The organism is Nitrosospira sp. CT (assembly GCF_059489795.1).
This window is the reverse complement of the sequence record NZ_JCAHZJ010000050.1, coordinates 47,692-68,191: the sequence shown is the minus strand read 5'-3', so window position 1 is coordinate 68,191 and position 20,500 is coordinate 47,692. Positions and strand designations below refer to the sequence as shown.

General features: G+C 53.2%; 21 protein-coding genes. 12 read left to right on the top strand and 9 right to left on the bottom strand.

Annotation, left to right across the window (positions count from 1 at the left end; all coding sequences use genetic code 11):
* Positions 1–149 precede the first annotated feature (149 nt).
* The 4 genes from cysN to AC52W5_RS08680 all read right to left on the bottom strand — a co-directional run bounded on the left by cysN (position 150) and on the right by AC52W5_RS08680 (position 5,582).
* Positions 150–1,439: a sulfate adenylyltransferase subunit CysN gene (gene cysN / locus AC52W5_RS08695; protein ID WP_495670709.1), complete on the bottom strand. Its 1,290-nt coding sequence runs from the start codon at positions 1,437–1,439 to the stop codon at positions 150–152.
* A 141-nt stretch (positions 1,440–1,580) separates the two neighbouring features.
* Complete coding sequence (gene cysD / locus AC52W5_RS08690; RefSeq protein WP_495670723.1) at positions 1,581–2,516, bottom strand: sulfate adenylyltransferase subunit CysD; 936 nt, start codon at positions 2,514–2,516, stop codon at positions 1,581–1,583.
* A 207-nt stretch (positions 2,517–2,723) separates the two neighbouring features.
* The gene (locus AC52W5_RS08685) at positions 2,724–3,446 is read right to left on the bottom strand and encodes a phosphoadenylyl-sulfate reductase (RefSeq protein ID WP_495670708.1); all 723 of its coding nucleotides are present in this window, start codon (positions 3,444–3,446) and stop codon (positions 2,724–2,726) included.
* A gap of 42 nt (positions 3,447–3,488) precedes the next feature.
* Positions 3,489–5,582 carry a nitrite/sulfite reductase gene (locus AC52W5_RS08680; RefSeq protein WP_495670707.1) on the bottom strand — a complete coding sequence of 698 codons (2,094 nt, stop codon included), beginning with the start codon at positions 5,580–5,582 and terminating at the stop codon, positions 3,489–3,491.
* 185 nt (positions 5,583–5,767) lie between these two features.
* On the opposite strand from AC52W5_RS08680, the gene cysB reads away from it, so the two are divergent.
* The 11 genes from cysB to AC52W5_RS08625 all read left to right on the top strand — a co-directional run bounded on the left by cysB (position 5,768) and on the right by AC52W5_RS08625 (position 13,636).
* A complete protein-coding gene (cysB, locus tag AC52W5_RS08675) occupies positions 5,768–6,694 on the top strand; it encodes an HTH-type transcriptional regulator CysB (RefSeq protein ID WP_107761446.1) in 927 nt (308 codons plus the stop codon).
* The gene (gene mutL / locus AC52W5_RS08670) at positions 6,691–8,541 is read left to right on the top strand and encodes a DNA mismatch repair endonuclease MutL (RefSeq protein WP_495670706.1); all 1,851 of its coding nucleotides are present in this window, start codon (positions 6,691–6,693) and stop codon (positions 8,539–8,541) included. The genes cysB and mutL overlap by 4 nt, the downstream gene beginning before the upstream one ends.
* A gap of 141 nt (positions 8,542–8,682) precedes the next feature.
* Positions 8,683–9,819, top strand: coding sequence for a JmjC domain-containing protein (locus AC52W5_RS08665; protein WP_495670705.1), 1,137 nt, complete (start codon positions 8,683–8,685; stop codon positions 9,817–9,819).
* A gap of 263 nt (positions 9,820–10,082) precedes the next feature.
* Positions 10,083–10,592, top strand: coding sequence for a hypothetical protein (locus AC52W5_RS08660; RefSeq protein WP_495670704.1), 510 nt, complete (start codon positions 10,083–10,085; stop codon positions 10,590–10,592).
* A gap of 47 nt (positions 10,593–10,639) precedes the next feature.
* The gene (locus tag AC52W5_RS08655) at positions 10,640–10,915 is read left to right on the top strand and encodes a permuted SH3 domain-containing protein (protein WP_495670703.1); all 276 of its coding nucleotides are present in this window, start codon (positions 10,640–10,642) and stop codon (positions 10,913–10,915) included.
* A gap of 105 nt (positions 10,916–11,020) precedes the next feature.
* The gene (locus tag AC52W5_RS08650; RefSeq protein WP_495670702.1) at positions 11,021–11,407 is read left to right on the top strand and encodes an efflux RND transporter permease subunit; all 387 of its coding nucleotides are present in this window, start codon (positions 11,021–11,023) and stop codon (positions 11,405–11,407) included.
* A 106-nt stretch (positions 11,408–11,513) separates the two neighbouring features.
* Positions 11,514–11,708, top strand: coding sequence for a P-II family nitrogen regulator (locus AC52W5_RS08645; protein WP_495670722.1), 195 nt, complete (start codon positions 11,514–11,516; stop codon positions 11,706–11,708).
* A gap of 390 nt (positions 11,709–12,098) precedes the next feature.
* Positions 12,099–12,323 carry a hypothetical protein gene (locus tag AC52W5_RS08640; RefSeq protein ID WP_074708697.1) on the top strand — a complete coding sequence of 75 codons (225 nt, stop codon included), beginning with the start codon at positions 12,099–12,101 and terminating at the stop codon, positions 12,321–12,323.
* A 178-nt stretch (positions 12,324–12,501) separates the two neighbouring features.
* A complete protein-coding gene (locus AC52W5_RS08635; RefSeq protein WP_113066760.1) occupies positions 12,502–12,711 on the top strand; it encodes a hypothetical protein in 210 nt (69 codons plus the stop codon).
* 174 nt (positions 12,712–12,885) lie between these two features.
* Positions 12,886–13,191 (top strand): hypothetical protein, encoded by a 306-nt coding sequence (locus AC52W5_RS08630; RefSeq protein WP_074974347.1) that lies wholly within the window; start codon positions 12,886–12,888, stop codon positions 13,189–13,191.
* A 238-nt stretch (positions 13,192–13,429) separates the two neighbouring features.
* Positions 13,430–13,636, top strand: coding sequence for a hypothetical protein (locus tag AC52W5_RS08625; RefSeq protein ID WP_495670701.1), 207 nt, complete (start codon positions 13,430–13,432; stop codon positions 13,634–13,636).
* A gap of 81 nt (positions 13,637–13,717) precedes the next feature.
* On the opposite strand, the gene AC52W5_RS08620 is transcribed toward AC52W5_RS08625, so the two are convergent.
* Entirely contained in the window at positions 13,718–14,485 is a 768-nt protein-coding gene (locus AC52W5_RS08620) for an MBL fold metallo-hydrolase (protein WP_495670721.1), read from the bottom strand.
* Positions 14,486–14,744: 259 nt separating this feature from the next.
* Entirely contained in the window at positions 14,745–17,042 is a 2,298-nt protein-coding gene (locus tag AC52W5_RS08615; protein ID WP_495670700.1) for a GGDEF/EAL domain-containing response regulator, read from the bottom strand.
* Positions 17,043–17,519: 477 nt separating this feature from the next.
* Here AC52W5_RS08615 and AC52W5_RS08610 point away from each other — a divergent pair, with 477 nt between their 5' ends.
* Positions 17,520–17,924 carry a phage holin family protein gene (locus AC52W5_RS08610; RefSeq protein ID WP_074974351.1) on the top strand — a complete coding sequence of 135 codons (405 nt, stop codon included), beginning with the start codon at positions 17,520–17,522 and terminating at the stop codon, positions 17,922–17,924.
* An 86-nt stretch (positions 17,925–18,010) separates the two neighbouring features.
* On the opposite strand, the gene bioD is transcribed toward AC52W5_RS08610, so the two are convergent.
* The 3 genes from bioD to AC52W5_RS08595 are packed head-to-tail and all read right to left on the bottom strand — an operon-like array spanning position 18,011 to position 20,428.
* The gene (gene bioD / locus AC52W5_RS08605) at positions 18,011–18,691 is read right to left on the bottom strand and encodes a dethiobiotin synthase (protein WP_074974352.1); all 681 of its coding nucleotides are present in this window, start codon (positions 18,689–18,691) and stop codon (positions 18,011–18,013) included.
* Between the two features lie 14 nt (positions 18,692–18,705).
* On the bottom strand, positions 18,706–19,629 hold the full coding sequence (bioC, locus tag AC52W5_RS08600) for a malonyl-ACP O-methyltransferase BioC (RefSeq protein WP_495670699.1): 924 nt from the start codon (positions 19,627–19,629) through the stop codon (positions 18,706–18,708).
* A complete protein-coding gene (locus AC52W5_RS08595) occupies positions 19,616–20,428 on the bottom strand; it encodes an alpha/beta fold hydrolase (RefSeq protein ID WP_495670698.1) in 813 nt (270 codons plus the stop codon). The genes bioC and AC52W5_RS08595 overlap by 14 nt, the downstream gene beginning before the upstream one ends.
* Positions 20,429–20,500: the final 72 nt, after the last annotated feature.

Below are 20,500 nucleotides of genomic sequence, written 5' to 3'. Positions count from 1 at the left end.
CGCTTTAAAAATACAAAAGCGGCAAGGTCCTGTTCCCCTTATCCGCCCTTATCTCCCATACGCCTTATTGAGCTTTCCGGACTGCGTGTTGCTGCCAGTCCTGCAGCATTAAACACCCCGGCTACTACCTAGCAGCCTCGGGCTTACCGTCAGCCCTGGCCTTTAGAAGGACAGATCATCCCCGCGGCCACGGTATTGTTCGTAACCTCATCAATCACGATGAAGCTGCCGGTCGCATGGTTACGCTGGTATGCATCCCATACGAGAGGTTGATGGACCTTGAGCGATACCCGCGCAATGTCATTCATTTTGAGAATATCGGCGGCTTCATGTTTCAGGGTATTGATATCCAGCCGATACTCTATGCGGGATATGACGGCTTTTACCAACCGTGTAGAGTGCTTGATCAGGTATTTGCGTCGGGGATCAAGGCTCTGCTCAGACAACCAGCACAGCATCGCATCAAATTCTTTTGTAACCTGGGGAAGCTGGGAAATTTTTACCAGCATGTCCCCCCTTGATATGTCCAGATGATCTTCAATCGTCAGCGTTACCGACTGGGGCGCAACCGCACCCTCGACATTTCCTTCATAGGTAACAATCTCCTTGATGCGCGAAGTCAAGCCGGAAGGCAGAACCTGCACCTCGTCACCCACACTGATGGAACCGGATTCGATACGCCCCATGTAGCCCCGGAAGTCATGCCATTCCTCCGTTTGCGGGCGGCACACCAATTGCACGGGAAAGCGAAAATCTTCAAGGTTGATGTCATGGTCAACCGGAACCTTTTCCAGTAAATCCATCAACGTCATGCCTTCGTACCAGCCGAGGTTGTTGCCGCGCTCGACCACCATATCGCCGTTCAGCGCAGACATCGGAATATAGGCGATATTTTTTAGATTGAGTCCGGCAACGAAACGGTGAAACTCCTGGCAGATTCGTTCAAATACGTCCTGGGAGTAATCCACCAGATCCATCTTGTTGACCGCCACCACCAGATGAGGAATACCGACGAGGCTGGCGAGGTAGGCATGACGACGGGATTGCGTGAGCACGCCCTTGCGCGCATCGATCAGGATAATGGCAAGATTGGCGGTGGAAGCGCCGGTCACCATGTTGCGGGTATATTGCTCATGGCCCGGCGTGTCAGCAATGATGAACTTGCGCTTGGGCGTGGCGAAGTAACGATAGGCCACATCGATGGTAATGCCTTGTTCGCGCTCTGCCTGGAGGCCATCGGTGAGCAGCGACAGATCGACAGCTTCCATCCCGCGCTTGCGCGAAGTATGGGTGATCGCGCTCAACTGGTCTTCAAAAATCGATTTCGAGTCATGCAGCAAGCGGCCGATCAGCGTGCTTTTGCCGTCATCCACACTACCTGCGGTAATGAAACGCAACAACTCCGAATGATCGAAAGAAATATTTTCAATAGCTGACATTTAACACTCGTCTTGAAATTCTGCTTTCCCGTTACTTTATAAACTGAAACAAGGATGAAACAAGATCGGAGATTACCCGCTTTCCGAAGCTGTCATCTTAAAAAAGGAAAACCGGAGTCCCGCGGGAGATGGCAAGACCTCTCAGAAATATCCTTCTCTCTTGCGCAACTCCATGGAAGCCTCCGATGTCTGGTCGTCCATGCGCGTTGCGCCCCGCTCGGTAATTCGCGTAACCGCCGTCTCTGCAATGATTTCCCCAATACCGACCGCTGCCGACTCCACCGGGCAGGTGCAGCTCATGTCACCCACCGTGCGGAAGCGCACCATGAGATTTTCAACCTTTTCCCCTTCCTTCGGCTGAACCAGGTGGGATATCGGCAAAAGCCCACTGCCGCGCCGGATGACATCACGCCTGTGGGCGAAATAGATATGCGGCACCTCCAGCCCCTCGCGTGAAATGTATTCCCACACATCGAGTTCCGTCCAGTTGCTGATGGGAAATACGCGGATATTTTCTCCCGGATGAACCCTTGCGTTGTAAAGATCCCATAATTCCGGGCGCTGATTCTTCGGATCCCATTGGCCGAATTCATCCCGGAAGGAGAATATGCGTTCCTTTGCCCGAGCTTTCTCCTCGTCGCGCCGGGCGCCGCCAATACAGGCATCGAAACCATGTTCGGCGATGGCATCCAGCAGCGTCACGGATTGAAAGGGATTACGGCTTTGATTTTCCGAGCGCAGCACCACCCTTCCCTGCTTGATCGAGTCTTCCATGCTGGCAACAATCAAGCGCTCACCGAGCTGTTTGACACGGCGGTCACGAAACTCGATCACTTCCGGAAAATTATGGCCGGTATCGACATGCATCAAAGGAAACGGGAAACGTCCTGGACGGAAAGCCTTTTCCGCCAGACGCAGAAGAACAATCGAGTCCTTGCCACCGGAAAAGAGTAGAGCTGGACTGGCACACTCGGCCGCGACCTCGCGCATGATATGGATTGCTTCGCTTTCCAGTGCTTCAAGGTGGCCAAGTTGTCGCGCGACACGCCGCTTGATGACCAGCGGTTCATTCTTCATCACAAGACCTGCAACCGGTCCTGCAGCAGGTGCAAATTCATCCATTTGATTCAAAATAACGTCCATCAAACAATCCCCATTCAGTTCAGGGCGCTTCATGCGATTCCCTTGTCTCTGCTATCCCTGCTGCGCCCGCTGCCGCCTTTTATTCCCGCTCTCCGGAACCTGCATTCAGTCTGAAACAGCCAGATCCTTTACTGCCGCGCCTTAACCGGCAGAGGTGGCGCTGGCGGCATTATGGGTGCCGCTTTTTTTGCCGGGGTGCAGGCCACATTCCTTGATTTCCGGATCCTCCCACCACCAGCGCCCGGCGCGAACATCCTCACCAGGGGTAATAGCGCGCGTGCAAGGAGCGCATCCGATACTCGTGTAACCTTTGTCGTGCAGAGCATTGTATGGCACATCGAACTGCTTGAGATACGCCCACACGTCAGCCTGACTCCAGTCCAGCAGAGGGCTGAATTTTTGCAGGCCGTTCTCGGCATCGAACTCCGATTCGGCCAGATCCTTCCGACTGGGCGCCTGGTCCCGGCGCAAGCCGGTAATCCATGCCTGCTTACCCCTCAAGGCCCGTCTCAATGGCTCCACCTTGCGAATGTGGCAGCACTTCTTGCGCAAATCCACGCTGTCGTAAAACGCATTGGGACCATTCTGCACCACGTACGCTTCCACTGCGGCAGTATCCGGAAAATAGACTGGAATCCGGCTGCCGTACCGCTCGGTAACCTGCTGCATGAGGTCATAGGTTTCCTGCGGAAGCCGCCCGGTATCCAATGTGAACATTTCGATATCCGGATAATGCCGCGCAATGAGATCGGTCAGCACCATATCCTCAGCGCCGAAACTGTTGGCGAAGGTGGCAGGCGAATGGTCTTTCCGCACCTTCTCCAGCAATGTTCGCGCCTCTGCAATTTTTTGATCCAGGCTCATGCCCCCAACCAGTTATTCCCAGTCAATCATTCATCGGGTTAATCAGACAGTCGCCGAGGAAGGCGCCCGTCCCAACGCGGATCTGACAGGAAGCGGCCTCGGCAGCGCACCCTCCAGATCGAGCCCGCGGTCGAAATCCAGGCAGAACTGCGCGACCTCCATCGTCCACGTATCCAATTCGGCAAACCACTCGGTCAGGCGAGCGTCATTCAACTCTTCCGCGGGGCTCGCGAAATCTTCTGCGAATTTGGCCAACGACCGGGACAACTGCGGTTTGGTGGGCAGCAAACGTCGGAATTCCTCCGCTAAACTCGACAGGTCGTCGCGCTTCTCACCGCCAATCAGTTCCAGCGTGCCTTGTGCGAGCAAGCGCGCAATCTCTTCGGCGCACCCAACAGAATCGGCAAATTTCAGTTGAAACTTGAGCGCATCCCGATAATTGCGCTCATGTGCCGCTTCGAAAAAGCTCGTACCAGTCCTTGTTTGCACTATGCCGGCACACTCACCCCCGCCCAATTGCAACACCTTGAAATCAGCCTTCTGGCCATGATCGCGTAGAACAGATTCCACTTGTTCGGGCTTGACCTCCACCAGATCCGCCAGCAGATCATTGAAATAGGCCTTATCCTTCCGATGCGCCCAGGAAAAGAATGGCTCATCCGCCTCACGTGTGGCTGAAAAAGCCGATTGCACACGTTTCACCGCCTCCTCGATACGCGCTGTCGGTATCGATGGACCTTTGAACGCCAGGGCGCCGCGCGCCATCCCATTACCACCGAAATGCATCTGGTAATGAGGCACGAGTTTGCCGTGCATACGCTTGCCTTCACCGTAGATACCGATATCTCCCGCTTCCGGCTGCGCGCAGCCGTTATGACATCCTGATACCCGTATCTTCAGGTCGTGCTCGCCCCCGCTCAGTTTGGGGCCCACGATCGTGCTGGAAGTAATCCCCAAACGGCACGTCGATGTTCCTGGACAGGCCACTACATCATCGCCTGCCTTCGGCACTCCCAGTCCCAATGCAGCAAGAGCAGCGCGCAGGGGCTCGATTTTAGCTTCGGGTACGTCGGACAGGAACATGTTCTGATCCTGGCTGGTGCGGATATCGGGCAACTCGAAGGTGTCGCAGATATCGGCAAGGGCGCGCAATTGGCTTGCGGTCAGGTTGCCCATCGGCACGCTAATGGGGAATACATAGTAGCCTGCCTGTTTCTGCGGAAAAATGCGGCGGGGAGCGCCAATGCCCGGCGCTTCCCCATCCTTGCCGGGGCTCCATTCGCCTTTGGGGTAATCAATGTTTGCCAGTGCCGATTTGGTACGCACCAGCTCTTCGCGATATTTTTCGACAAACCCTTCAGGACCGAATTTGTCCACCAGAAACTTGATTCGCGATTTCGCACGTTTGGTACGATCCGAATAGCGGTTGTGCAGTTGAATCACTGCTTCCATCACCGCCAGCAGGTCCTTCTCCTCGATGAATTCTTCTACAACGATAGCTTCATGCGGCTTGTGGCCGAGACCACCGCCCGCGACCACCTTGAAGCCGAAGCGGTCCCCATTGCGTACCGCGATGACGCCGAGATCATGCATCATCCCCTGCGCACAATCAGCCTCGCACGCTGACAGGCTGATCTTGAATTTGCGCGGCATCTGCTGCGTCAGGGGATTGCGCAGCATATGCCGAACCGTTCCCTCCAGGTGACGGGTGACGTCGGTATGCTGGCGAGGACACACCCCCGAAAGCGGACAAGTCGTTATATTCCGTATCGTATTGCCACAGGCTTCGCGGGTGGTCAAGCCACCCTCCGCCAGGTGGCGCAAGGTTGCCGGCGTCTGTTCCAGGGGCACGTAATGCATCTGGATATCCTGGCGCGTGGTGATATGGACCACATCATGCCGAGAGAATTTCTCCAGGGCGGAGGCGATCGTTCTCAGTTTCGGTGCGGATACCCTCCCTCCGGGCAGCTTGATACGCACCATGTTGACCCCTTCCTGCCGCTGGCCGTAAATCCCCATCTGCAGGCGACCGGCAGTAAAGCGCGTAACATCCATTTTCAGATCGCGATACTCCTGTACCGACTGATCGTATAAAGCTATTTCCCCGTCATTTGCGAGGTTATCCAGATAACCCATTTACATCCTCCCCTATTCCACTATGTATGCCATACCCCACCACCTCTCCTCACTTCACCCACGCATGCGAGGAGCAGGAAACCGCGCATAATGCATCGAAAACGTGATAATAGCAATGAACATATATATCGCAAAAGAATATTATGTTAGATTAACATAACCAAACATTATTTAGATTACGACTCATGAAATTGCAGCAATTGCGTTATCTATGCGAAGTCGCTAACCAGGGGTTGAACTTATCCAAGGCGGCAGAAATTCTCCATACCTCCCAGCCTGGCATCAGCAAGCAGATTCGCCTGCTGGAAAACGAACTGGGGGTGGATATTTTTGTACGGAACGGCAAGCGGGTGGTTGAAACCACGCCGCCCGGCCGGGCGATTCTCGAAATTGCCGAAAGAATGTTAAGAGACGCAAAAAACCTGAAGCAGGTGGGGCAGGAATTTGCCAATGAAGCCAGCGGCTCTCTGACTATCGCGACGACCCATACACAGGCGCGGTATGCGCTGCCTTCCGCAATCCAGCATTTTACCGCACGCTACCCCAAGGTGCGACTGGTTTTACGCCAAGGCAATCCGACACAGATCGCTGAACTGGTCACCTCCGGGGTGGCTGACATAGCAATTGCCACAGAAGCGATCGAACTATTCAGCGAACTCGTCATGCTGCCCTGTTACCAGTGGAACCGCTGCGTAATCGTTCCGGCCAGGCATCCGCTGCTCAAACTCAAGGAATTGACACTGGAAGCGATCGCCGAACACCCGATCATCACTTATGATTTTGCATTTACCGGCCGCTCGAAGATCAATCAGGCATTCGATGCAAAAGGCCTGGTCCCCAATGTCGTGCTCACGGCGATTGATGCGGATGTCATTAAAACCTATGTGGAACTGGGGCTGGGAATCGGGATACTGGCGCAGATGGCGTTTGAGCCTTCACGCGACAGGCATTTGAGAGCCATCGACGCCAGCCACCTGTTCGAACCCAGCACGACACGCATTGGTATCAGCCGCAACAGTTATCTGCGCAAATACGTGTATGATTTCATCGAAATGTTTGCCCCACATCTTGATCGGGCAACCGTTGCGGCGGCCATGACGGAACGGCCATGAATGCGATCCAACCCCTGCCCGATCTTCTCATCAGCCAGATTGCAGCGGGAGAAGTCGTTGAACGCCCCGCTTCGGCACTCAAGGAACTACTGGAAAACAGCCTCGATGCGGGGGCAACCGAAGTAACGGTGCAGCTTTGCCAGGGCGGCGTCAAACTTGTGCGGGTAGCAGACAATGGAGCGGGAATTCCCGGAGAAGATCTGCCCCTTGCACTTGCCCGCCACGCCACCAGCAAGATAAGGACTCTGGAGGATTTGCAGAATGTGCCAAGTCTGGGTTTTCGCGGTGAAGCGCTTGCAAGCATAGCTTCCGTTTCCAGACTGGCTCTGGTAAGCCGCAGTGCGGGAGATAAGCATGCTTGGCGGATAGAGGCGGAAGCAGGACGACTCACCCTGCCTGAGCCTGCTGCATTCGCCCAGGGAACAGCCGTGGAAATGCGCGATCTCTACTTCAACACTCCTGCCCGGCGGAAATTTCTGAAAACAGAAGCTACCGAATTTGCGCATTGCGAGAGCGTGTTCAAGCGTATTGCTCTGTCACGACCTGGCGTCGGTTTCACCTTACAACATAACAGTGTAGTACGCAGCCATTTGCGGACAGCGGATGCAAGGTTGCGCATTGCGACAGTATTAGGAGATGAATTCAGTCAGGCCTCGGTATTCGTCGATGATCAGGCAGCAGATCTACGGTTATGGGGCATGGCCGCACTTCCTGCCTACAGCCGATCTTCCGGTGATGCCCAATATTTCTTCGTCAATGGGCGTTTCGTGCGTGACAAACTCGTTGCTCACGCCCTGCGCGAAGCCTATCGCGACATCCTCCATCTGGATCGGCATCCGGCATTTGTACTATTCCTGGAAATAAATGGTGGCGGTGTGGATGTTAACGTGCATCCAGGCAAAACAGAGGTGAGATTCCGTGATCCGCGTGCACTCCATCAATTCATCTTCCACACGGTTGACAAGGCTCTGGCCATGCCGCACTTGACGAGTGGAGCAGCAGTAACTGTAGCCGGAAAACTTCCTGAATTCACCCGGAAGGCAGCCGGAGAAGTACCCGGTGCGCCTCCCGCTTATTCCCGGCAGGACGCGATTCCTTTTGCCTCGGCGCCGCCTCAGATAAAAGCGGCTCAACCGCAGGCGTTCTACCAGGTGCTTTTCGGTTCCGGTTCCGAGGCCAGCGCTCGTCAAACGGGATATCAGGCTAGGTTCAATGAGCAATCTGCCTCTATGGAGCCGGAAGGGGCTATTCGGGAGCCAGAAATCCCGCCATTGGGGTTCGCGCTGGCGCAGCTTCTCGGCGTCTACATCCTGTCGCAGAATGAAAGAGGCCTGCTTATCGTGGATATGCACGCCGCGCACGAACGCATCCTGTACGAGAAACTCAAGTCGGCACTCGACAACCACACGCTCTCCATGCAGCCCTTGCTGATTCCGGCCACATTTCGGGCAGATAGCCAGGATATTGCTACGGCGGAAGAAAACAGTGCTGTTCTGCATGAAATCGGTTTCGAGATCTCCCCGTTCTCACCGACGATGCTCGCGGTACGAGCCGTACCTGCCGCGCTCAAGGATGCCGACGTGGTCACGCTCGCGCGTGACGTGTTGAACGAAATCCGGGAATTTGGAGGGAGCCAGGTACTCGTCGGCAGGCGAAACGAACTCCTCGCCACGATGGCCTGCCACGGAGCGGTTCGGGCCAACCGCAGCCTGAGCATTCCGGAAATGAATGCACTGCTGCGGGAAATGGAAATAACCGAACGTTCCGGTCAGTGTAATCACGGCAGGCCGACATGGTTTGAGATCAGCCTTGCTGACCTGGATAAGATGTTCATGCGTGGCAGGTAAGAGAATGGCTTGCACGATTATCACCGGGAAGGTCCGAAATGATTGCACCGTTAATCCGCTGCACCTGTCTCTGTCTGTCGTTGCAGTCATTGTTACCTTTACCCAGACGCTCACACCCGATTGCTTACACCCGATGATCCCATGACGAAAATCCGGCTTTTAGGCGGCATCTCGCCAGACCACTTCCTGCGGGATCATTGGCAGAAAAAACCATTGCTGATACGCGAAGCCTTGCCGGATTTCAGAGGGCTGCTGGATGCGACTGAGCTTATCGACCTGGCCTGTCAGGAGGATGCGCAGTCGCGTCTGGTTACCCGCAGAAACGGCCGGTGGGAGGTAAGGCATGGTCCCTTCGCGCCTCGCACTTTCGTACGCTTGCCGAAGAAAGGCTGGACTCTGCTGGTGCAGGACGTCAATCACTTCTTTCCGGCGGCGCGTGAACTGCTGCTGAAATTCAACTTCATTCCGCATTCCCGTCTCGACGATCTGATGGTCAGCTATGCTCCCGAAGACGGAGGCGTGGGACCGCACTTTGACTCCTACGACGTTTTTCTGCTGCAAGGGACAGGCCGCAGACGCTGGCGGATATCGGACCAGAAGGACAGAACGCTGCTGGCCGCCGCGCCGCTCAAGATTCTGCAGGATTTCAGGCCGGAGCAGGAATGGGTACTGGAACCGGGCGATATGCTGTATCTGCCGCCCGGCTACGCGCACGACGGCGTGGCGGTGGAACCCTGCATGACCTACTCCATCGGCTTTCGCGCGCCAACCTATCAGGAGCTCGCGACACAGTTTCTCGTTCATCTCCAGGATAGCTGCGAAATGGCGGGCATGTACGAGGATCCGGATCTCAGGATTCAAACCCATCCCGGACGAATCAGTTCCGCGATGCTGGACCAGGTTAGCGCGGCGCTCGGCAAAATCGAGTGGGACAACGTGGAAGTGGAACGTTTTATCGGTATGTATTTAACCGAGCCCAAACCTCACGTTTTTTTTACGCCTCCCCCGGAGCCGATATCCGAACGGGAGTTCGCGCGTCGGATAAGAAAGGGGAAACTGCAACTGGATCTGAAAAGCCGCATGCTCTTCAGGGCAAACAGGATTTTCCTGAACGGAGACGTATATGAAGTTGGAAAAACTGCACAACGGATATTAGGAGAGCTGGCCGATCGCCTTGCCTTATCTCCTGTGAAGGATATCGATGCCGAAGCACAGGCACTGCTTTATCAGTGGTACCTCGATGGTTACGTTTATGTTGAAGATATCGAAGCAGATTGATCAAAACCAGGAATCGATAATAGAGAAATGACCTGAAATTATCAAACCGACTGGCAGGTGAGTAGATCCATGAATTCCGGGCTCCGTTACCTTATCTGTTTAGCGGTCGGGTTATTGAGCCTGCTTTTACCGGGCTGTCGATCCAGTCATGAGCCGCCAAAATCGAGCCAGACCTCCACGAATGATGAAGTAATACTTGGCGGTGATTCCCCGAAACGCAAGTACATCAAGGACAAACCGTCGAACCGATCCGACGCCCGCTGATGGAGCCCGTCACAGGTAAAATAGTTTACGGCGAGAGCAATACCGCACGCATTTCCTCCCCTGTTTCCGGCAGGGTGACAGCAGGCGCAATTGCCGCGCTGGGCGACCAGATCCACAGTGGCGACACCTTAGCAGAGATCGACAGCCCGGAGTTGGGACAGGCGCAGTCCGCCTACAGAGATGCAGTAGCCGATCTCAAACTGGCCAATCTGGGCGCGGATAATCTGCGCCTCGATAACCGCTTCGCTTTACATTCGCCGATTTCAGGGATAGTTACCGAGCGTAATATCAACCCCGGCATGGAAGTAAGACCCGATCTGCCCACGCCCCTATTCGTCATTTCCGACCTGGATCAATTGTGGGTCCAGATGGATATTTTTGAAAAGGATATCGGATTGATCTATGTCGGCACTACGGTATTGCTGGAGGTGCCGGCCTATCCGGGAGAGGAATTTAAAGCGACAGTCGGCTATATCAGCAAGGTGGTGGATGAAACACGCGAACTGTAAAAGTGCGATGCATTGTACCCAATGTGGAAAGAAGACTTTTGCCCGCGATGTTTGCCCGCCTCCCGGTACTGAGCAATATTGACGATTTATCGATCGTCGTTCCGCTGGACGCCCTGTTTGTCGAGGATGAATCCGACTGGGTATATGTGAACGCGGGTGACTATCACTATCAGTTGCGCCCGGTCAAAGTAGGGCTCCGCCTCAAGGATCGCGCGGTCATCCTTTTCGGCCTGAAGCCGGGTGAGCGACTCGTGGTAAACGGCGCCTTGATGCTGCGCGCCGAGCAAAAGACAGAGCAGCAAGCCAAAAAAGGCAGGCAGTGATTCACAGAATCATTGCGTTTGCCTCCAGCAACGCTTGCTGATCAGTACTGCCCTGCTGCTCTTCATTATCGGTGTTCTGTCTTTCGAGTGCCTGCCGCATTGATCGTGCCTTTTTCCCTGATTGGAAGGCTCGTGGCATTGCTGTTGACAGGCATACACTTAAGTGTATCGGCAGCGAGCGGATTCATCGCTCTTTTCGGCATTGCCGTGCAAAATGTTGTTATTCTCCTATGGCAAATCAATCTGATGCGACAGGAAGGCGTTCCCGTGCAGGATGCAATCCTGCAAGGTTTCCTCAGGCGGCTGCACCCTGTGGTGATGACAGCCCTGATGGCGATGCCGGGTTTGTTGCCGGCGGCCCTGTCGGCAGGCGTCGCTTCGGAGATGGTCAAGCCTTTTGCGGTCGTGATCATCGGTGGATTACTTACTGCGACACTGCTGACCTTGACCATGCTTCCCGCCCTTTATCGCACGATCGAAGAATGGGCGTAACCGGAAGCCTCTTCATGCAAGAAATCCGTGCCTATATCCAGCCATTCATGCTGCCAAGAGTTACCCAGACATTACTTAAGATACCTGGCTTCCCTGGCATGAATGTATCCGACCGCGAGGGATTCGACGGAAGCGCGACGGATATGGTTTTACCCCTTATACCCCAAAAAAACGCATTGAAATATTTGCACCTGACGAATTGGTAAAAATTATATTTGATACCCTGATACAAGCAGCAAATACTCATCACTCCGATGCAGGAAAGGTCTATCTCATCGAAGTCAGCAAAACGAGAGAATAAACGCGGGGCAAGCGGGAACTCGAGTTAATGCAAGAGCGGAGTCAAACCACTTTCACGTCATCCCCATCATTTATGCGACCACCGATGCGGCTACCTCTGGGCATGGGGCATTTCTCCCAGGACAAAGAAATGCAATCTGCGGGCTCTCTGAGTTCCATTCCAGTTAAAAATGGATATCTCAGCCAATCCCTCAGTGAGAACCAAAACCATTACGGGGAATGACGTAAGCACAATGACTAGACAATATTTCCTAATTCTGCTATTAAAGTAATGGCAATTCTGCTATTACGATAGGTGCTGCTAGATGGTGGTCCGCTCAGATTTGAATGGCCGAAACGCTCTTGTAATTTACCCATGATTTGTTATAAACCTTATAAGGAGATTAAAAAAATGAAGTACTCGCTCCTCGCTGCCGCGTTGGTGACACTGACATTTTCCGCCTGTGATCAAATGAAGGAGCACAAGGCGGGAGAAGGAAAACCCGGCCAATATCCACCCAGCCTCTGGGAGAAACGTGAAGGGCAACTTAGCGATGCGGATATTGAAGCGGCCCAGAAAGAAGGTGCCGGGACGGAGACAAAGAAAGATGAACCACCGAAAGACGAGGCAAAGTAACAATACGCCTAACCAAGCATTAAAAAAGGCCGTCCCCCGGGACGGCCTTTTTTAATGACCTAGATCCAGGTTCCGTTGTATTTCCGTTCCAGGAAGAAAAGGACCAGAATAAGGGGATTTGAATCCTCAAACGCTTCTGTTAAACTATCGTTTTTGTACTCTATAGGATGATTGAATAATGAAATACTCACTCCTTGCCATTGTCTTGGCGGCAGTTATGCTGTCCGCTTGTGAATACAAAAAACATCCTATGGATAAACCGCCTCCCTCGGCAATGGCCGAACGCGACTCAGCGCCCGATTTTAGCGAACTTGATAAAGAAGAACCTGCTGGCAATGCACCAGCACCTGCCGGTGGTGATACTAAGCAGGAAGCCCCGGCACAATAACCAATAACGGCAGATAACAAGTAATCAAGTAATTTTCGTCAATCGAGAAAGTGCAATCCGTGAACTCGATAACTCGATGCTTCAAGAGGCAGGAAATTTCGATTGAATGGAAATTTTTTACTATATAATATGATTCCCGTCATATCTATTTCATTTTACTAAGGACGCTCGACAATGAAACTTTCGCTTCTCGCCGCCGCTTTGATGGCAGCACTTGCTCTTTCCGCATGCAAGAGACCGGAACAGGCTTTGCCTGCCAATTCGACAACCTACGGTACCCGCACTGAAGAAGGTACAACTCTGGATCAAGAGCGTGGCGACAAGACTTCAGCAGCTCCAGCCGGTGAGTCAACCGCTGCAGCCGCTGGCACAAGTCCGGATGATGAATATTCCGGCCAGGCTGTTCTCCCTGGGCATAAACTCGACGGCAACGGCAATCCTTTGCCAGAGGGACAAAGCGCAATACCGGAAGGGCACTAAGCCCAGGTATCAGGCAAAAAAAACCATCCCTTCGGATGGTTTTTTTTTGCTCCAGATATTCCAGATATTCGAGATCCCCGGGTGACAGGAGCAGGCGAACGGCACTTGCCTGTTCGCCTGCTATCTTTCCCCACCGCTTATCAGCGATCCTATCCTCCTTATTCTCCTTGTCTCTTGAAGCAGACAGACATTCCGAGGTAGAATGTCGATTTCATAATTAACTATTAAGAGGGAATAAATGATAAAACTCTCGCTTCTGGCTGCCACCGTGGTACTGACAATGACGGCTTGTGGCAAGCCGAACCAAGCGCTTCCCGAGCAGGAAAAGGAAAACTATTCGAAAATTATGTCTCAGGAATCTTCAGCCCCGAATCAGTCGGCTGCCACACCTGAAGCAGGCGCTGCCACAGGTTCCGACACTTCCTCAGACGAAGCTCCCAAGTAAAGTAAAACGCTTTATAGCGTAATAAACGAAGCCGTCCCAGGACGGCTTTTTGCTTTGCTGCTCCTGAGTTTTGCTGTTCCGTCAGAACAACTGGCGCCATCCAAAGCCCTCGCTCTGGGTAGCTACGCCAATCCAGGCTGCTTCACAGTTTAAAGCATCGCTCAGCATTCCCTGCACAAGCAGAGGTGTATTGTTCTTCTGGCTCAGATGGGCTGCTATGACATGCTGCAGGCGATTGCAATTGAGTCTGGCGAGAAGACCTGCCGAAGCAGCATTCTCAAGATGACCGAAACGCCCTCCCACCCTTCGCTTCAGGCTTTCCGGATAGTCGCTGTTTGCCAGCATCCGGGCATCATGGTTGCATTCCAGCACGAGAGCGTCACAGTCACTCAGGACCGCCTCGATATGGGGAGTCGAGCAACCTGTATCAGTCAATACGCCCAGTCGCAGCGAACCGTTTCCAAACACGAATTGCGCAGGCTCCTGTGCATCATGCGGGACCGGGTAAGGCTCTACCTCAATGTCCCCGATGGAAAAACGCTGGTAACCCTCTATGATATTGACTCCTGGCAATTTCCCGAACGCTTTTCCCGCACTGCGCAACGTGCCATGTGTCAACCAGACAGGGATGCCGAACTTGCGTGCAAACCGGGCAACACCGCAAATATGATCGCCATGCTCATGGGTTACGACAACCGCATCTATCGTGTCCGGTTCGAGACCAAGCCGGGCGAGGCGAATAACGGTTTCCTGGAGCGTAAAACCACAATCCAGCAACAACCGGGTGTTCCCTGCTTCGACTACCAGAGCGTTGCCCTGCGAACCACTTCCCAAGCAGGCAAAGCGCATGCTCATGAACAAGAAAAATTATGAGAGATAACAGAAAGGAACAGGTACATATTTTACCCGTTCCAGATCCCAACAGTAATGCTATCTGTTCTGATCCTGAATTTATTACTCCCCTTCTTCTTTTCCCCTTGCGCTCGGCTTGGCTGTGGCGCGCGATCAGCGACCGTCGAAGCATATTCAATACAGATGAAGGAACCGCTGAACAAATCACTCCAGGGGGAAGTGGCGGAAGAATCTGTCAGGTGCTCAGGCGGGGAGATCAAGGATTACAAGCAGATTCGCCGGCATTGGGCCGGCATGGAGTTGGTTTAAGCCGACGGTTTCCGCTCAACAACAATTGGGATATTTCGTTTGCCGGGAGCGGAGGTGAAAAGTAGAAACCCTGCACTTCGTCGCAGCCTCTTCCTTTCAGGAAATCAAATTGTTCGGCGGTTTCCACACCCTCCGCTACTACTCTCACATGAAGGCTGTGCGCCATATCGATGATTGCAGTCGTAATGGCGGCATCGGCGGAATTTGTAGTGATCTCCTGGATAAAAGAACGGTCGATCTTTAACACATCTATTGGAAACCGTTTTACGTATGACAAGCTTGAATAACCGGTTCCAAAGTCGTCGATCGAGATCTGGATTCCCAGCACCTTCAACCTCTGCAGAATACTTACTGTCTTTTTTGCATGCGTCATCAAAGAGCTTTCCGTCAGTTCCAGTTCCAGCAGATCGGAATCAATGCTGTTTTCCCGCAATGCCCTTTCCGTCTGCAATTCGAATTCGAGCAGTGCGGGCTGGATACCGTTGGCCTGAGTTGCCCGAATAACATCCTGGTTCAAAGTGCTCCGCGAAAACTGTCTTCCCGAGACATTGACCGAAACCGGGATTTCTCCTATCCCCGCATGCCGCCACTCCGCAATCTGCCTGCATACGCTCTCGATTACCCAGGCGCCCACTTGGGTAATCAACCCGGTCTGTTCGAGTGCCGGAATGAATTCCAGCGGCCCCACCACGCCATGTTCGGGCCGTTTCCATCTCAGGAGGGCTTCCATGCCGGTGACCCATCCGCTGGAGAGATCCACCTTCGGCTGATAATGCAAGACGAACTCATCCCGATCGAGCGCCTTCCGCAACGCATTTTCCTGGTCGAGTTTCTCGATTGCGCGGGCATTCATTTCCGGCGTAAAGAAGCGGTAAGTGTCCCTGCCTGCCGTCTTCGACCGGTACATCGCAATATCTCCATTTTTTACGAGCGTATCGGCATCGATCGAATCTATCGGGTACACACTGATTCCAATGCTCGCTGTTACCGTGACCTGGTGACCCTGTAGATCGAAGGGTTGGCGCAATGCTTCCCTGATCTTGCTTGCAACCACGCCCGCATTCCCCAAACCGTCAGCGCTGACAATAATGCAACCGAATTCATCTCCTCCGATGCGCGCGATGATATCGGTTACACGCAGGCATTCCAGCAAACGAAGACTGAACTCACGCAGCAGTTCATCTCCCAGCGCGAAACCCAGCGTGTCATTTATATTTTTGAAGTTATCAATATCGAGAAACAGTACTGAAACGATCCGGTGATTCATTTCAGATTGTTTGATTACCTTGCGGAGTGACTCATAGAACAGGACGCGGTTGGGAAGATGCGTAAGCGCGTCATAATGGGAAACCTGCAGCAACTGCTGATCAGCCTGCTTGCGGTGGGTGATGTCATCCATTACACCCACGATTCGATGCACGCCGGTTGAATCCTTGATCGGGAAAGTGCGCGAGTGGACCCAGCGTATCGACATATCTGGTAATAGCAAGCGGTAATCATGATCCACGCCCCCGAGCGGCAGATCTGCCGCTTCGCGCAAGACACGTTCCATGTCTTCCGGATGCACAGGTTCGAAAATCGTTTCCAGCTTATCTCCCTGGACAACCCGCTGCCCCGTCATTTTCTCCCACTCAGGATTAATATAGCGAAAGGTTTTGTCATGGACATCCCAGATCCAGAAGACCTGGGGAAGATTACCCGCAAGCTGATCAAACAAATCTCCAGTTTCCGGGGGAAAAGTTTTTTCCCCTGGCACGACTTCACTGCGCACAGCAAATTTCTGCAGCTTTTTCTGTAACTGCCTGATCTCAAGCACGTCGTGAATATGGGTCAGCATCTGCAGACGGTCAAAAGGCTTGGTAATAAAACCTTTTGCGCCTGCCTGCAAGGCTCTCTCCTTATGCTGCGGCTGGGCAGTGATTACCAGGACGGGAAGAGCAGAACGCTCACCTTGAGATTCAACCTGAAACCCGCTTTCATATCCTGCTTCCGATTCTATTTGCGCTTCTATTTCTCTCAAACATTCCATCACCTGAAATCCATCCATTCCCGGCATCATCAGATCGAGGAGAATGAGATCGTACCGATTGGTGCGATGAAGATCGCACACTTCCCAAGGATTCATGGTGCAGGCGATTGAAGTGTAACCCGCGCTCGAAAGCATGCCGTGAAGGAGCTCGACATTACCTTTCCGGTCGTCGACCACTAAAATCCGGGCGTTAAGAATATCGGCAGAAGACGTCATCGAATTTTCCGTTTTAATATTTGTTTAATGCTGGCGCCGTCCATGGCTAATAAATTTTTGTTCCGATTCTCAACCCAATCTGTTGCTTTGCATATAGCATCGCTCGTCCGCTTGCATGCCAGATTGATTACCCGGATTTACCCCTTATGTAGATGGGGGCGAAGACGCCGCATCATAATCCTGTTCACACCACCCTACAACATCTGTGAAAGGTGGAAATACCACAGGACAAATACCGCAGGACTCTCAATACATCAGAACCGATACCGAAACGCCGCACTTTAAAAATAAGCAGGATCTGTGCCATCCGCTTGACCTCGCCATGCAGGCCGTTCTTCACAAACGACAGTCAAATCGCTGTAAAATTTACCGATACCCCTGAAGGCAAATGTACTATCATGCCAAACTTTCTGCGCTCACCTGGCGGTAGCTGTTAATATACCAATCAAATATGACCCCGGAAATCAGGACTGAAAAATGCTGGATAACATGATGGCATTTCTGGCTCATTGGGGCGTCACATCGCTCTCGCTATGGATAGCGAGCCTGATGTTTCAGGGGATTTCATTCAGCAGTAAAAAATCTCTGTTCATATCCGCCTTGCTGTTGGGCCTGGTCAATGCTGTCGTGAAACCAGTCATCATCATTCTGACCATCCCGCTGACATTGATCACCTTTGGCTTTTTTTTGCTGGTTATCAATGCCCTTATGATGATGCTGGTATCGGCACTCGTGCCCGGATTCAGGATTTCCGGATTCTGGACTGCCTTTTTTGCAAGTATCGTTGTCACAGTCGTCAGTCTGTTCATCGGCACGATGGTATTTCAACCCGAAAAGAATTATTTCGAGATGCCCACTCAGCAAAAAGGCGTGATGATCTGAGAGCAATAAACCAAAGTTCGCGCCCTCACTCTCGTATATTGATAAAGACTCTGAGCAGATCCTGGGGGGACGCATTTCTGTATTAGTCATGAGCCCATCCTGATTCTTGCAATATCCAGCAAGGGCGACAAATCCCTGGCACTATGACTCCGATCGTAAGGCAATATGCCAAGCAATGGACAGTCAAGCCGCCGCTCCAGAGCCAATACATTCTCCTCGAAAACCGTCATTTCGGGATCGATCCGGTTTGCCACCCATCCCGCCAGGGGGACTTGGGCTGCTCGAACGGCATGAGCCGTCAACAGTGCGTGATTAATGCAGCCAAGCCGCATCCCGACCACCAGCAGGACCGGTAGACCCAAAGCCTGTACCAGCGCGGCGCTGTCCTCATGGTCGTTCAAGGGGACGAGAAACCCTCCTGCTCCTTCCACGATCACGATATCCGCTTTTTTTCTCAGCTCAAGGTGTGCCTGATGAATCACTTCAAGATCGATTTCAACGCCTGCCCTATCTGCAGCAATGTGGGGAGCAATCGGAGGAACAAGCGCATAAGGATTAATATGCTCGCGTCCCACGGAAACGCTGCTTGCCGCAGCAAGTAATTCGACATCAGGCCATGTCCCGTTTTCGCTTCCGGCTGCGACGGGCTTCATTCCCGCCACAGTTTTTCCCGCGGCAGCAAAGGCATGCAGCAGAGCGCAGCTCACGCGCGTTTTACCCACGCCGGTATCTGTCCCGGTGACGAAATACCCGCTTCCCATTCCCATAAGGCGAAATACCCTTATTCCAGACCGATGTGGCGGCGTGTTTCCGGTGTAAGAATGGATGTTCGAGACCCGGGTTTCCACGCATGGCCATACACCACTTCAAAAGTCGCTGGCAATTTCCCCCCTGAACGCAGCGCCTCATAATGGCCGACCGCTTTTTGCCATACATTTTTTCCGGTCAGGCCGCGGGGCCGCGCCCCAGTGGCGTTATGGGCGCCGATGGCTTTGAGATCGCGCATCACACCGATTACTTCATCATAGGTCAGCGTAATATATTCCATATCCATAACCGGAGTTGCAAAGCCGCTATGCACCAGCATGTCGCCAATGTCGTGCATGTCCGTAAAGCGATTGACGTGGCTGTAATCATCCGCCTGGCGAAAAGCCTGCCGCAACTCTTTCAGCGTATCCGGCCCGAAAGTGCTGAACATGAACAAGCCGCCGGTTTGCAGGATACGCCGTATCTCGTCAAAGGTTTTTTTGAGATCATTGCACCATTGCAGTGTCAGGTTGGACCAGGCGAGACCGGCGCAGGAATCTTTCAACGGTAGTTGTTCGATATCGCCTGCGACATATCGGGTCCGGCTTATGCCTTGGTTGCGGCCCATCCCGAGCAGCTGGCGCCAGCGCGGGATTGTGGAATTTACTCGATGTCGAGCCTGCCAGTGCATTCCGGGTGCAATATCGATGGCAAGCATGGATGCATCCGGATAGCGTTCAAGCAGTTTACGCGTCCCATAGCCGGTGCCGCTTCCCGCATCGAGAACAACACCGGGTGTATATTTGATGTATTCAAGGCGGGACAACATCCGGTCGCACACTTCGCGCTGGAGAATCGCGGCCTGGTCATATAAGGGTGCAGCCCGTTCGAACGCCTTACGCACCCGGCGCTTATCGATGAAATGGTCGTGATTCACTGCAGGCTCATTTGAACTCATCTGTGAAGCGAACGATATTCGCAACGAATTTATCAGGATAGGACAGGAACGGCACATGACTGCAATTCGGTAGCATGACTAGCTCGGCATCCTGAAACTGCTGCTTCATCCATTCCGCTGCCTCAGGATAGGCAATAACGTCGTTCTCACCGTGTATCAGCAAAGCGGGTTGAACGATGCTTCGCAGCTTTCGGCGAAGGTCGTTCGCAAGCACTATCTGTAATCCCGCTTCCAATGCTTCCGGCTCTGGCACACTGCGCTCGAACAAAAGTCTTCGCATCTCGGGCAATACCTTCCCGGCATCTCCCCTTCCATTCACCTGCAGGGTAAGAAATCGCTTCATGGTGGTGCTGAAGTCTCGTTTGAGATTTTCCGCAAACGCCCTCAATGTCAACTCCTCCATTCCCCATTGCCAGTCCTTGCGTTTGACGAAGCTGGGCGTGGTGGAAGTCAATACGATTTTCTTCACGCGCGCCGGCTCGCGCAATGCGAGTTCGATTGCGAGTTGGCCGCCCAGCGACCATCCACAAATTACACAGCCGGGAGGCAGAACCTCCACCACCCTCTCGACCATGCACTCGCCGACATCAGTTTTTCCTCCCGTTTCATAAAGGGAGGGGAACCGGCTGAACCCATGGCCCGGCAAGTCGATGAGATGCACGCGGAAATGCTGCGCCAGAAATTCCGGGGCTTCCCCCCACATTCCGCTATGCATGGCCCACCCATGCAGTAGAACGAGATCAGGGCCTTCACCAAGAGATTCAACATAAAGGCTCACCTCGCCCATCCACCATCCCACATTGTATCCGCGAACTTCACCCTTACAAGGCGAATGTCATATCGGGTGTAAAGGTGCTGAGTCATTCTATAG